This window comes from Acinetobacter entericus (genome assembly GCF_026168575.1).
GTDB classification, from domain to species: domain Bacteria; phylum Pseudomonadota; class Gammaproteobacteria; order Pseudomonadales; family Moraxellaceae; genus Acinetobacter; species Acinetobacter bouvetii.
On sequence record NZ_JAPEQW010000047.1, the window covers coordinates 1 to 11,687 of the forward strand.

General features: G+C 47.2%; 13 protein-coding genes. 9 read left to right on the forward strand and 4 right to left on the reverse strand.

Going from position 1 to position 11,687, the window contains the following annotated elements:
• Positions 1-414 precede the first annotated feature (414 nt).
• The 9 genes from nudC (at position 415) to OKC24_RS18355 (ending at position 9,530) form a co-directional block, all read left to right on the forward strand.
• Positions 415-1,188, forward strand: coding sequence for an NAD(+) diphosphatase (gene nudC / locus OKC24_RS18315; RefSeq protein WP_265466147.1), 774 nt, complete (start codon positions 415-417; stop codon positions 1,186-1,188).
• Between the two features lie 169 nt (positions 1,189-1,357).
• Complete coding sequence (locus tag OKC24_RS18320) at positions 1,358-1,906, forward strand: lipocalin family protein (RefSeq protein ID WP_265466148.1); 549 nt, start codon at positions 1,358-1,360, stop codon at positions 1,904-1,906.
• 136 nt (positions 1,907-2,042) lie between these two features.
• Positions 2,043-3,029, forward strand: a complete 987-nt coding sequence (locus tag OKC24_RS18325; protein ID WP_265466149.1) for an acyl-CoA desaturase — start codon at positions 2,043-2,045, stop codon at positions 3,027-3,029.
• Positions 3,026-4,318 (forward strand): NAD(P)/FAD-dependent oxidoreductase, encoded by a 1,293-nt coding sequence (locus tag OKC24_RS18330; RefSeq protein ID WP_265466150.1) that lies wholly within the window; start codon positions 3,026-3,028, stop codon positions 4,316-4,318. Before OKC24_RS18325 ends, OKC24_RS18330 begins: the two co-directional genes overlap by 4 nt.
• Complete coding sequence (locus tag OKC24_RS18335; RefSeq protein WP_265466151.1) at positions 4,318-5,112, forward strand: DUF1365 domain-containing protein; 795 nt, start codon at positions 4,318-4,320, stop codon at positions 5,110-5,112. The genes OKC24_RS18330 and OKC24_RS18335 overlap by 1 nt, the downstream gene beginning before the upstream one ends.
• Positions 5,109-6,305 (forward strand): SAM-dependent methyltransferase, encoded by a 1,197-nt coding sequence (locus OKC24_RS18340; RefSeq protein ID WP_265466152.1) that lies wholly within the window; start codon positions 5,109-5,111, stop codon positions 6,303-6,305. The genes OKC24_RS18335 and OKC24_RS18340 overlap by 4 nt, the downstream gene beginning before the upstream one ends.
• 25 nt (positions 6,306-6,330) lie before the next feature.
• A complete protein-coding gene (locus OKC24_RS18345) occupies positions 6,331-7,110 on the forward strand; it encodes a DUF1295 domain-containing protein (RefSeq protein WP_265466153.1) in 780 nt (259 codons plus the stop codon).
• An 8-nt stretch (positions 7,111-7,118) separates the two neighbouring features.
• Entirely contained in the window at positions 7,119-8,168 is a 1,050-nt protein-coding gene (locus OKC24_RS18350) for an SAM-dependent methyltransferase (protein WP_265466154.1), read from the forward strand.
• Between the two features lie 39 nt (positions 8,169-8,207).
• Complete coding sequence (locus OKC24_RS18355) at positions 8,208-9,530, forward strand: sensor histidine kinase (RefSeq protein WP_265466155.1); 1,323 nt, start codon at positions 8,208-8,210, stop codon at positions 9,528-9,530.
• Between the two features lie 21 nt (positions 9,531-9,551).
• Here the strand turns inward: OKC24_RS18355 and OKC24_RS18360 are convergent, their stop codons facing one another.
• The 4 genes from OKC24_RS18360 to OKC24_RS18375 form a co-directional block, all read right to left on the reverse strand.
• Positions 9,552-10,238: a response regulator transcription factor gene (locus OKC24_RS18360; protein WP_265466156.1), complete on the reverse strand. Its 687-nt coding sequence runs from the start codon at positions 10,236-10,238 to the stop codon at positions 9,552-9,554.
• Between the two features lie 11 nt (positions 10,239-10,249).
• Positions 10,250-10,750, reverse strand: a complete 501-nt coding sequence (locus tag OKC24_RS18365) for a chalcone isomerase family protein (RefSeq protein WP_265466157.1) — start codon at positions 10,748-10,750, stop codon at positions 10,250-10,252.
• On the reverse strand, positions 10,726-11,298 hold the full coding sequence (locus tag OKC24_RS18370; protein WP_265466158.1) for a nuclear transport factor 2 family protein: 573 nt from the start codon (positions 11,296-11,298) through the stop codon (positions 10,726-10,728). Before OKC24_RS18370 ends, OKC24_RS18365 begins: the two co-directional genes overlap by 25 nt.
• A gap of 113 nt (positions 11,299-11,411) precedes the next feature.
• The coding region (locus OKC24_RS18375) for a LysR substrate-binding domain-containing protein (RefSeq protein WP_265466159.1) at positions 11,412-11,687 on the reverse strand (276 nt) is incomplete at its 5' end.

The window sequence follows — 11,687 nt, forward strand, 5'->3', positions numbered from 1 at the left end:
CTGGTCACCCAGAATTAAACCGAAACGCATAGCCATTCCAGACCCGATGAAAGATAGCCTAGTGTAAAGCCAGCTAGTTCAATTTTTTGTGAAAATAAAGATCAGCCCGCATGTTCAGTCAATTCAGCTCGACCAGATGATCTGCTGACATTGCACAGAAATCATAATTGCTACAATAACAGACTGTTCATCTCTATAATGCTACAGCCAGTTGATGAAACTCGCTTCGCATTATTCCTGAAGGCATAATTGGTGTGAAAATTATGTGATTTTAATCAAAAAGATAAAAATTATTATGGTTGTAATTCAGGCAGCGTGCGCCTAGTATGTTCCATGAAGTTACTCCATGTAAGCTTCCTTAGTTTTGTCCCATACACCCCTCTGTATGGGATTTTTTTTAATCCGGGGATTGTCATGAGCATGCATTCAAAAGCGTATATTTTTAGACAGCAGCAATTGCTGGTGGATGATCATTTCCAGTTGCCGCAGGTGGAAAGACTGCAGCACGACCTGAACCTGTCGGAAAATGGCCAGGTCATTGTACGCGATCTAAAAGAAGATGAACTGGTGCCCGAAGGTTATCAACTGGTCCCGATCCGGCAACTGGTACAGGTCTGGAGCAGGCCGCAGTTTGAACAGGCCAGCCGTGCGGTACAGTTACTGGAATGGCGCCGTAATCACCGCTTTTGCAGTAAATGCGGCCATGCTACCCAGCAGCACGCCAGCCAGTATGCCATGGTCTGTCCATCCTGTGGCTATAACCAGTATCCGCGGGTGAATCCTTGCGTGATTACCATCATCACCCGGGGTACAGATGAAATTCTGCTGGCGAAAAATGCCCGCAATAAAACCCAGATGTACAGCCTGATTGCTGGATTTGTTGAAGTTGGAGAAACCCTAGAAGAGGCAGTGCGCCGTGAAACGCTGGAAGAAGTGGGGCTGCAAATCAAAAATATTCAATATCTAGCCAGTCAGCCGTGGCCGTTTCCTAGCAATCTGATGATGGCCTTCAAGGCAGAATATCACGGAGGGGAAATTCAGATTCAAGAAAATGAACTCAGCGATGCGCAATTTTTCAAATTTGATCAGTTACCCGAGATTCCGTTCAAGGGCAGTATCGCCTATGCCATGATTCAGCATGTGATGCATGGAACACCTGTTGCAGATGACAGCAAAGAATGGCTTTGAAAAAGTAATTCTGTTTGGGTCTCTCAAATAAGCTGCAATAACGCCCTAGATAGTGAATATTCAGGTGGCATTTCCTGATCTGGAAAAACTGAATCGTATCATTTGATCTTCACGCTTTGTTCACATCTAACTGGGTTATCTTAATCCTGAGACCCAACAAGGCTAAAAAATGAAGATGCGATTTAAGTCTGCTTTTGCAGCGATAGCACTGTCTATCATCAGCTTAAGTACAACGACTCAAGCAGAAACTGCTGCGCCTCAGGCAGTTGATCGGGTAGATATCCAGAAGTATGCTGGTAAATGGTATGAAATTGCGCATTTACCGATGTATTTTCAGCGTAAATGTATAGCCAATATCACGGCACAATATAGTGTCAATGCCGATCAAACTATCGGGGTATTGAATAGCTGCCGAATTGCCAATGGCGAAATAATTAGCTCTGAAGGTGTTGCGTATTCGCAAAATCAGGGGAACAGCAAACTGAAGGTCAGCTTTTTGCCTACAGGTTTAAGATGGATACCATTTAGCAAAGGTGATTACTGGGTATTACACGTAGATCCGGAATATAAAGTAGCACTGGTAGGTGGACCGAGTAATAAATATCTGTGGATTTTATCGCGCGAACCGCAACTGGATGAGGCCACCTATCAGTCCTATCTGGAGACTGCAAAACATTATGGTTATGACGTGACAAAACTGATCAAATTGCCGCATTAATCTGTTACCCTTTTGCCGAACTGCTTAGTCTCTCTACAGTTCGGTTTTTTTTATTTCACTTCACATAAAATTCATATCTGACTGATTAGACTCATCAAATAGAATAAAGACAACCGCTTAAAAGTAGGATGAGTCCATGTTGAAAAGCCTGATGCGATGGATAGACAGCTGGTCCATACACACATCGCCTGAAACGCTGACCGCTGAAAACAGCCAGATTCAGTGGCTCCGGATTTTGCCCTTTATTCTGTTGCATCTGGCCTGTCTTGCCGTGTTCTGGGTGGGGGTGTCATGGTTTGCGCTGGGCTTTATGTTGGCGTTCTACCTGATCCGTATGTTTTCCATCACCGCTTTTTTCCATCGCTATCTGTCCCATAAAACTTTTCAGACCTCGCGCCCGGTACAGTTCCTGTTTGTATTACTGGGCACCATGAGTGCACAGCGTGGCCCTCTCTGGTGGGCGGCGCATCACCGTTATCACCACCGCTATACCGATACACTACAAGACCCACATTCTTCCACACATGGTTTTTGGTACAGCCACGTCGGCTGGTTTTTAAATGAATATAATTTTGCCACGCGTAAAGAAGTGATCAAGGACTGGCTGAAATATCCGGAACTGATCTGGCTGGACCGTTTCAGTTTGATTGTGGTGCTGCTGACTGCGGGCGGGATTTATGCACTAGGCGAATGGCTGGCCATCACCTGGCCGCAACTTGGAACGTCCGGCCTGCAATTGCTGGTCTGGGGCTTTGTAATCTCTACCGTGTTACTGATCCATGCCACCTTGTGTATCAATTCACTGGCGCATCATTACGGCAGCCGGGATTTTGACACGGATGACCACAGCCGTAACAACTTATTCCTGTCCATCATTACCTTGGGCGAAGGCTGGCATAACAACCATCACTACTATGCTGGTAGCACCCGACAGGGCTTTTACTGGTGGCAGATTGATGTGACCTATTACCTGCTGAAACTCATGGCCTTGCTCGGGCTGGTCTGGGGACTCAAGCCAATTCCAGCACGGGTCTATGAAGCCAGTAAAATTAGCCAAGCTCGAAAACAGAAAAAAGCCGCTACGGCAGGCACTCACAAAATTCAATCGAAGGAATCACCATGAAAATTGCGATTATTGGTTCAGGTATTTCCGGTTTGTATGCCGCCTGGAAACTCAGCAAAGTGCATGAGGTCACGCTGTTTGAAAAAAATAATTACTTTGGCGGCCATACCGATACTCATCAGCTCAATATAGATGGCGAACAGATTGCAGTGGACAGTGGCTTTATTGTGTTTAACGAGCATAACTATCCGCTGTTTTGCGCGATGCTAAAAGAACTCGGGATCCAATCGCAAAGCAGTGACATGGGCTTTTCGGTGAATAATCAGGTCAGCGGCTTACAGTACAATCCTTCAAAAAAATTCTCCCTGCTTTTCCGCCCACAAAATTTTCTGAATGCTGATTTTCGCGCGATGTTGTCGGATCTGTTCCGTTTCTATGCCGCCAATAGAGATCTGGATGTCGAGCAGGTTGATGCACAACTCAGTATTGATGAGTATCTGAATCAGCATGGCTATTCCGAAGCCTTCCGTCAGGAACATCTCTATCCGATGTGTGGGGCGCTGTGGTCCTGTCCGGTGGAGCAAGCCGGACAGATTCCCTATAAATTTGTGGTGAGCTTTTTCCAGCACCATCGCATGTTGCAACTGAAAGACCGGCCGTTATGGCTTACGGTCAAGGGTGGATCGGCTCGCTACGTTCGTGCGATTCAGTCCCAGGCCAATATTAGCTTCCGCAAAACGGGTGTTCTCCATGTCTCGCGGAGTGCCAATGATGTGCTGGTTGAAACGACACAGGGCAGCGAACGTTTTGACTGGGTCGTATTTGCCAGCCATGCTGACGATAGCCTGAAGTTACTGAAAGACCCGTCCGCGCAGGAGCTGGATGTGCTCGGCAAGTTCCGCTATCAGGATAACCGCATGGTGGTGCATTCTGATACCCGCATCATGCCAAAATCCAGACGCCAATGGGCCAGCTGGCATGTGCATGTAACCCCGAGTCAGGCCACTGAACAGACGCCATTCCAGCACAGCGGTATGCACTATGGCTTCAGTTACTGGATGAACCAGCTGCAGAACCTGCAATGCAAAACCCAGGTCCTTGCCACCCTGAATCCTAATTTTACCCTGGATCCTAAAAAAGTCTGGGTCGAACGGCATTATCGTCATCCGGTATTTGATGTGCCAGCCATTGAAGCTCAACAACGCTGGAGCGAAGTCAATGCCCAGAACCGCACCTCATACTGTGGCGCCTACTGGGGCTGGGGCTTTCACGAAGATGGGGCACGTAGCGCTGCATGGGTAGTCGATCAGCTATTGCAGCAGACCGAGCAGGCAGCTAGGAGCGCATGATGCAGATGTATCCACTGGCGATCGCCGCTGCCGAAATTCGACATCGCCGTTATTTGCCTAAAGCCCATGCTTTTGAGACTCAGCTGACCTATCTATGGTTTGATCCGGATCAACTCTCAAGTTTTACCCAAAAAACCTGGCTCTGGTCTTCCAAGCACTGGAATTTACTGACCTTAGATGAGCGTGACTTTCTTACTATGGAATGTGGCTCGATTCGGCAAAAGGTCGCACGCCTGCTGATCAAGCGGGAAAACTACCTATTACCGCATGCCGCTTCCATCCGGGTCCTGGCTTTGCCACGCACCCTCGGCTTTCGCTTTAATTCTGTGGTGTTTTATCTGGTCTTTGATGCCACCGACCAACTGATCTTTGTACTGAGTGAAATTACCAATACCCCTTGGAATGAACGTCAGGTCTATATCCACGACTGCCGGCACAATGCAACTGAATATGCGCCGTACCAGAGTCACCAGTTTGACTTCAAGAAGGCCTTTCATGTGTCGCCATTCATGCCGATGGCACTGGATTACCGCTGGCGCTTCAGCTTCTCCGATCAAAACAATGTGATTCATATGCAGTTGTTTCAGCAGGGGATATTGCAATTTGATGCCACCATGCAATTTTCACTGCAAGCCATCACAGTTCCTTCACAGCAGCACCGTTATGCTGTGTTGAAAGTTCTTGAACCCTTCAGGATGGTCAGCGGAATTTATCTACATGCCTGGCGTTTATGGAAAAAGAAAATTCCGTTTTACCGACATCCTAAAAAAGAAAAAGGAAACACATTGCGATGAAAACACTGTTAATGGGAGAGCAAAGCACACTGCCAGTGATATTGCGTCATTTGCTGAAATTGCGGCATGGTCAGCTGATTTTTAAAGGCGTCTGGAACGGGACAGTCGGCGAAAACAGTGATCTGCAGGCCGTGATTCAGGTGCATGATACCCGTCTGATGGAACTGTTGTTCCGTAATGGTGTGCTCGGTGCGGCAGAAGGTTTTATCCGCGGTTACTGGAGCAGTGAAGATCTGGTGGATGTGATCCGCATTCTGGCACGTAACCGCGATGTACTGGACCGGATGAATCAGAATGCAGTGGCCAAGGCCAGCCAGTTGCTGCTAAAGGCCTGGTACAAATCGCGCAAGAATTCGATTGATGGCAGCCGCAAAAATATTGCCGAGCATTACAACCTGAGCAATGACTTTTTCAAGCTGTTCCTGGATAGCAGTATGATGTATTCCAGTGCGGTCTTTAAAGAGCCGGGTATGAGTCTGGAACAGGCTTCGGATTATAAAAAAGAGCTGATCTGCCAGAAACTCAAGCTGAAACCGATGGATCATTTAGTCGAAATTGGCAGTGGCTGGGGCGGTTTTGCCATTTATGCCGCGCAGCAGTATGGCTGTAAAGTCACCACTATCACCATTTCCAAGGCACAGTATGATGAAGCAGTGGCCCGGGTCGCTGCAGCCGGACTATCACATCGCGTCACTGTCCAGCTGAAAGATTACCGACTACTGGAAGGCAAATACGACAAGCTGGTGTCGATTGAAATGATCGAGGCCGTAGGTGAACAGTATTTGCCGACCTATTTCCGCAAATGCCGTGAGCTGCTGAAACCGAACGGTCTGGCCCTGATTCAGGCCATCACCATTGAAGATGCACGCTATGCCAAAGCCCTGAATACTGTGGACTACATCAAGCGCTATATTTTCCCGGGCAGTTTTATTCCCTGTATCAGCGTCATGACCCAGGCCGCGTCCGAACAAAAACTGCGTCTCAAGCATCTGGAAGATATCGGTCTGAGCTATGCCCAAACCTTAAACTGCTGGCGTCAGCGTTTTCTGGAGCAGCGTGATCAGGTACGGGCGCTTGGCTTTGATGAGCGCTTTATCCGCATGTGGGATTTTTATTTGTGTTATTGCGAAGGTGGCTTCCGCGAAGGCGTAATCAGTGATGTGCATCTGCTGTTCGAAGCGAGTGCTTATTAAGCCGAGATAAAACAGGAGGGCTGACATGCTGCTGAATTTACTGGTTCTAAATGTCTTTATCATGTTCTGTAGCTGGCTGCTGGTGACCTATAACCAGCGTGCCGGACTGGTCGATGTCGCCTGGAGCTTTAGTATTGCACTCAACGTCATTATCGCAGCCTGGGTGATGGAAACTGCACCGCTGCTAGTTCGGGTATTTCTGGGCGTGTTTAGCGGCATCTGGTTTTTACGCCTGACCTGGCATCTACTGCGCCGTTATGCCAGTGAAACTGCAGAAGATACCCGCTATGCCAATATGCGCCGAGCCATGGGAGATTATCAGCATCTCGGTTTTCTGGCCTTTTTTATGTTTCAGGCTGGGCTGGTGGCACTGTTTTCCTACCCGATGCTGGAGTTGCTCAATATTCCAATCCAGCAGTGGAATGACTGGACACCCTATACCGTACTGGTGGCTGGCATAATCATGCTGCTGGCGCTGATCGGGGAGAGTACTGCCGACCAGCAGCTCTACCGCTTCAAGCTGGATCCACAGAACAAGGGCAAAACCCTAGATCGGGGCTTGTGGAAATACTCACGTCATCCGAATTATTTTTTTGAATGGTTGCACTGGTTTGCCTATCCGATTCTTGGTCTGGCTGCAGGTGTGTATGGATTATGGGTTTATCCGCTGCTGATGTGGCTGTTTCTGTACTACATCACCGGTATTCCGTTTAGTGAACAACAGGCACTGGCCCATCGCGGCGAAAATTACAAAGCTTATCAACGACGAACTTCAATATTTATTCCGTGGCCACCCAAAGAGTAGGTAAATACATGGACTTTATGATTCAACAATCTTTAAAACTGGTTGAAAAGGGTAAATTGCCCGATGCCGTGATTCGCGCAGGCATTCGCACTTTAAGCAAAAAACGTCTGGCACAAGAAGGGCGCTTTGACCCGGCACTGGCGGCACAGCGTTATATGGATGTGCTGCATATGCTGAAAAACAGCGAGATTGCCATCGAGACCGACAAAGCCAATGAACAGCACTATGAACTGCCCACCGCATTTTTTCAGGCGGTGCTAGGCAAGCGGCTGAAATACAGCGCCAGCCTGTTTGAACATGACCATACCACACTGGATCAGGCGGAAGAAGCCGCACTGGCCAGCTATTGCCAGCGTGCGCAACTACAAGATGGACAGGATATTCTGGAAATTGGCTGTGGCTGGGGCTCACTCAGTCTGTATATGGCCGAGCATTATCCTAACGCCCGGATTACCGTAGTGTCGAACTCCTTAACCCAGCGCCAGTATATTCAGGAACAGGCCAGTCTGAAAAAACTGGATAACCTGACAGTGGTCACCTGTGATGTCAATGTACTACAACTGGAACCGGCTAATTTTGACCGTGTGGTTTCGGTGGAAATGTTTGAGCATGTCCGCAACTACCAGAAACTGTTTGAAAATATCAGCAGCTGGCTGAAAGACGATGGCTTGCTCTGGTGCCATATTTTCTGTCACCGTTTCCTGCATTATCCATTTGAAGTCAAAAATGAATTTGACTGGATGTCGAAATATTTCTTTAGTGGCGGTCTGATGCCGGCAGCTTCAACCTTCCTGCATTTCCAGCAGCATTTGCAGCTGGAACAGCACTGGCAATGGGCCGGTACCCAATATCAACGTACCGCAAATGCCTGGCTGGAGAATATGGATCAAAAGCAGGCCGAGCTGCAGCCCCTATTTGAACAGACCTATGGCGCAGATGCAGCCATCTGGTGGCAGCGTTGGCGGATTTTCTTCATGGCCTGTGCCGAACTGTTTGGTTATGACCATGGACGTGAATGGGTGATCGGCCACTTTCTGTTTAAAAAGAAAGCCGTATAATTGAAGGGCACATCGGATGGGCCAGCGGGGAATTGATCAATGTTAAAGCTGTTTAGGGAAAAACGCGATCATCCTCTGGGTGAGGTGTTTAACCGCTACTACTGGCTGCAAATCGGATTCATTGCCTTGTCGGTGGTGATTGGTATTGCCTGTAGTGCCTGGGTGATTAAAGGCTTTTTGCTGCGCACCGCCTTGGAACAGGAAATGTCACACTACTGGCAGCGGCTGGAACGCAATCCGGCCGCCGAACTGCCGGATACCAAAAACCTGTATGGTTATCGCTGGTATGATACTCCTCCTGTGCAGTTTCAGCACATGCAGTTCGAGCAGGGCGTCAATCGGCATTTTGTCGATGGTAAAGAGCGCATGACCGTCTACGGTGAAAAAAACCGGCAGCATGTGCTACTGGTCTTTGGCGAAAGTAACGTCAACAAACTGGTCTGGCTGTTTGGTCTGGCACCACTGATGGTCAGTCTGTTCGTGCTGTACAGCGTATTGTGGTGGTGGAACCGTCGTGCCCGGCGTTATTTTTCTCCGATTACCCGGTTGGCCAATGCGCTGGAACATATCGACTGGGAACATCAGAAAAATCAGGCTTCACCTTTTCAGGACATTCGCACTGATTCCAATCTGGAAGCTGAATACCTGAAGCAGGCATTAGAAAAATACCATCAGGTCTTGAGTGCGTTTATTCAGCGTGAACGTGAGTTTACCGGTGATGTCAGTCATGAACTGCGCACCCCATTGACGATTTTAAAAGGCAATGTGCAATTGTGTCAGGCACGCTATGGTAACAACAAATCCTTTACCCGCCTGCACAACACTATTGAAGACATGCAGCTGCTGGTCGATACCTTACTGGCCATCGCCCGAAATACCACCAACACCCTGACAGCCGAGTCCACTATGCTGTCAGAATGTCTGGAGAATCTGGTACAGGATCTGGACAGTGTCAGCCACAACAAAGGCATGCAGATCGACCTGCAAAAAGACCTCGATGAACAGCCACGTAAACTGTATCCGTCAATGACCAAAATGGTGTTTGGCAATATTCTGCGTAATGCGCTGAACTATTCACAAGGCACAGAAATTGATGTGATTCTGCAAAAAAATAAAGTACTGATTGCTGACAATGGAGTCGGTATTCCTTTGCCAAATAATGCCAAAGTCCAGGAGCTATCTGGACAGCAGCTGCAACTGGAAATCAAAGGGCACGGGATTGGTCTGCAACTGGTACAGAAGTTGTGCAAGCAGCTGGGCTGGCGGGTCGAGCTGTTTGACCGGCAGTATTATCTCAGCACCCATCAGGATGTTGATCTGGAGATGACGACCGGCTTAATCGTGGTAGTGTATTTAAACTAGATCTCTGTCTGCCTAAAAAGATTAGGTTTCTAAAGCAATCTTTAAACCGACACCAGATATGGTATGAATCAGTTTTTGCTCAAAAGGCTTGTCGACCATTTTACGCAGATTGTAGATGTGACTACGCAGGGCATCACTTTCCGGCTCTTCATCACCCCAGAGTTCCATCATGATTTCCTGTTTGGTCAGGACTTTAGGCGAATGACGCATCAACAATTTTAACAATTTAAACTGAATCGGAGGCAGTTCAATGCTCTGCCCAGCCCGGGTCAGCTGCTGTCTTGCCGGGTCCAAAATCAGGTCGTGAATTTGCAGACGGCTACTGGACACTTCACCCAGCAAACGCTTGATCAGAGCTTTGACCCGCACCACTAGCTCGTTAAAGTCAAACGGCTTAACCAGATAATCATCCGTGCCGGAATTGAAGCCTTTGAGTTTGTCGTCCAAGGTATCCCGAGCGGTCAGCATCAGCACTGGCAGGTCCAGACCTTCTTCATGACGCAGCCATTCACACAGTTCATAACCGGAACCGTCTGGCAAGTTAATATCCAACAGCAAGATATGATAGCGTTGCTGTTTCAGTAGCTGGCGCGCAGCATTCAGATTGCGGGCATGATCCACCACAAAATCATGCTCTTCCAGAAACTCGCATAAGGTAGAGGCCAGTTCATAATGGTCTTCAACCATGAGGATAAAATGTTTGGACATAGTCGCGGATACTAATTTAATAATTGCTGTTTTAATTTAGCACTAAATGGCTGGGGACCAAGCCATATATTAAAATATTGCTGGGCCAGCGGATGCTGCAGCTGCCCTAAATTTTTCCGGTTGAGGGATAAACTCAGGGTTTGCGTGGCATGGCTGTATTTCAAGCGGTACAGATCACCTGATCTGACCGGACGATACAAATCGCTGATCGGATTGAAAATGGCCTGGATGTTGGGGTCTTTAACATTACGCTTGAGCAGATGTGTAGCTGCACGCTTAAATGCCCATTCAGGAATATTCTGTGTATAGGAAAAGTCCATCTGGATCGTCTGCTCTTTCCAGGATTGGCTACAGTTTTGGGCAAAATAACTGGCCATACCGACCTGTTTTTGGCCCACCATCAGCGGGCCATTGCCACATTGATTCAAGCTTTGCGCCTGCACCCATGGACTGAAGCTACATCCCATCAGTAACGTGGTACTGATGGCTATTTTTTGAAAGGCAGTAGCCATGAATAGGTCCCTCCGACATAAGGTAGGGAACGGTACAGACCATTCGCCGGGTCCCAGAAATCTTGCTGGAAAATAATCTGATGGTTTGGGTTGACCTTTATTTCACTGATTCCAAAAGAATCCATAGTTCGAATCGTGCCAAACATTTTAAAGTCATAGACCATATGCCAATGCACATAGGCAGAGTCTTGGTAATAGGAGGTATTTAATAGTTTGACATTCACGTTACTGACACGCTTGTTCATCCCTTGAAAATGTTGGAGTAGATTTTGACGTGATGAAAATTGCGACAGAGTATCGTTAATAAAAAGCTGATCTGCATACAGTGCTCCAGCATTTTCAACGAATTTAGGTGTGCCCAAGGTATTAAATGCCGAAGTGAAGCGGGTACCGATTTCTAGTGCTTTTGCATCATCTAAGGGTATTCCCTGAATACTCGCTCTGGCATTTGCATAATCAGAGGAATAACGAGGAACACTTTTACATCCTGACAGGAAAAGCACTGGTAAGGATAAGGCAATTGCCATTAACGTTTTGACTTGATTCATATTCACTGTCCATCTTCACAGTTTATCTCCGCACTTTAGAGAGGCTAAAGTGAACAGAATGTGAAGATAGATACTAAAGACAGTACATTGAATAGAATTTTGGTGATCAAGGATTAAATTTCTCTTTCCCTTTTTTTCTCAGCTATTAACCAATCAATGATATTCATAACATCAGGATTTTCGTTATTTTTTCTGACCATTGCATAAAAATTATAGTCACAATAGATAAAACCAAAAGGGGCAATGACCCTTCCATTTAATATTTCTTTTTCTACTAAAATTTGAGGTGCTATCGCAATTCCTAACCCAGACACAGCAGCTTCTATCATTAAATTGAGACTATCAAAATAACGATCATTCGCTTTTGGGGAAAAGTTAATTTTAGACTG

What these genes read in the sequence shown, in the direction of transcription:
- nudC (WP_265466147.1), top strand. Translation starts at nt 415, where the DNA reads ATGAGCATGCATTCAAAAGCGTATATTTTTAGACAGCAGCAATTGCTG.
- OKC24_RS18320 (WP_265466148.1), top strand. Translation starts at nt 1,358, where the DNA reads ATGAAGATGCGATTTAAGTCTGCTTTTGCAGCGATAGCACTGTCTATC.
- OKC24_RS18325 (WP_265466149.1), top strand. Translation starts at nt 2,043, where the DNA reads ATGTTGAAAAGCCTGATGCGATGGATAGACAGCTGGTCCATACACACA.
- OKC24_RS18330 (WP_265466150.1), top strand. Translation starts at nt 3,026, where the DNA reads ATGAAAATTGCGATTATTGGTTCAGGTATTTCCGGTTTGTATGCCGCC.
- OKC24_RS18335 (WP_265466151.1), top strand. Translation starts at nt 4,318, where the DNA reads ATGCAGATGTATCCACTGGCGATCGCCGCTGCCGAAATTCGACATCGC.
- OKC24_RS18340 (WP_265466152.1), top strand. Translation starts at nt 5,109, where the DNA reads ATGAAAACACTGTTAATGGGAGAGCAAAGCACACTGCCAGTGATATTG.
- OKC24_RS18345 (WP_265466153.1), top strand. Translation starts at nt 6,331, where the DNA reads ATGCTGCTGAATTTACTGGTTCTAAATGTCTTTATCATGTTCTGTAGC.
- OKC24_RS18350 (WP_265466154.1), top strand. Translation starts at nt 7,119, where the DNA reads ATGGACTTTATGATTCAACAATCTTTAAAACTGGTTGAAAAGGGTAAA.
- OKC24_RS18355 (WP_265466155.1), top strand. Translation starts at nt 8,208, where the DNA reads ATGTTAAAGCTGTTTAGGGAAAAACGCGATCATCCTCTGGGTGAGGTG.
- OKC24_RS18360 (WP_265466156.1), bottom strand. Translation starts at nt 10,238, where the DNA reads ATGTCCAAACATTTTATCCTCATGGTTGAAGACCATTATGAACTGGCC.
- OKC24_RS18365 (WP_265466157.1), bottom strand. Translation starts at nt 10,750, where the DNA reads ATGGCTACTGCCTTTCAAAAAATAGCCATCAGTACCACGTTACTGATG.
- OKC24_RS18370 (WP_265466158.1), bottom strand. Translation starts at nt 11,298, where the DNA reads ATGAATCAAGTCAAAACGTTAATGGCAATTGCCTTATCCTTACCAGTG.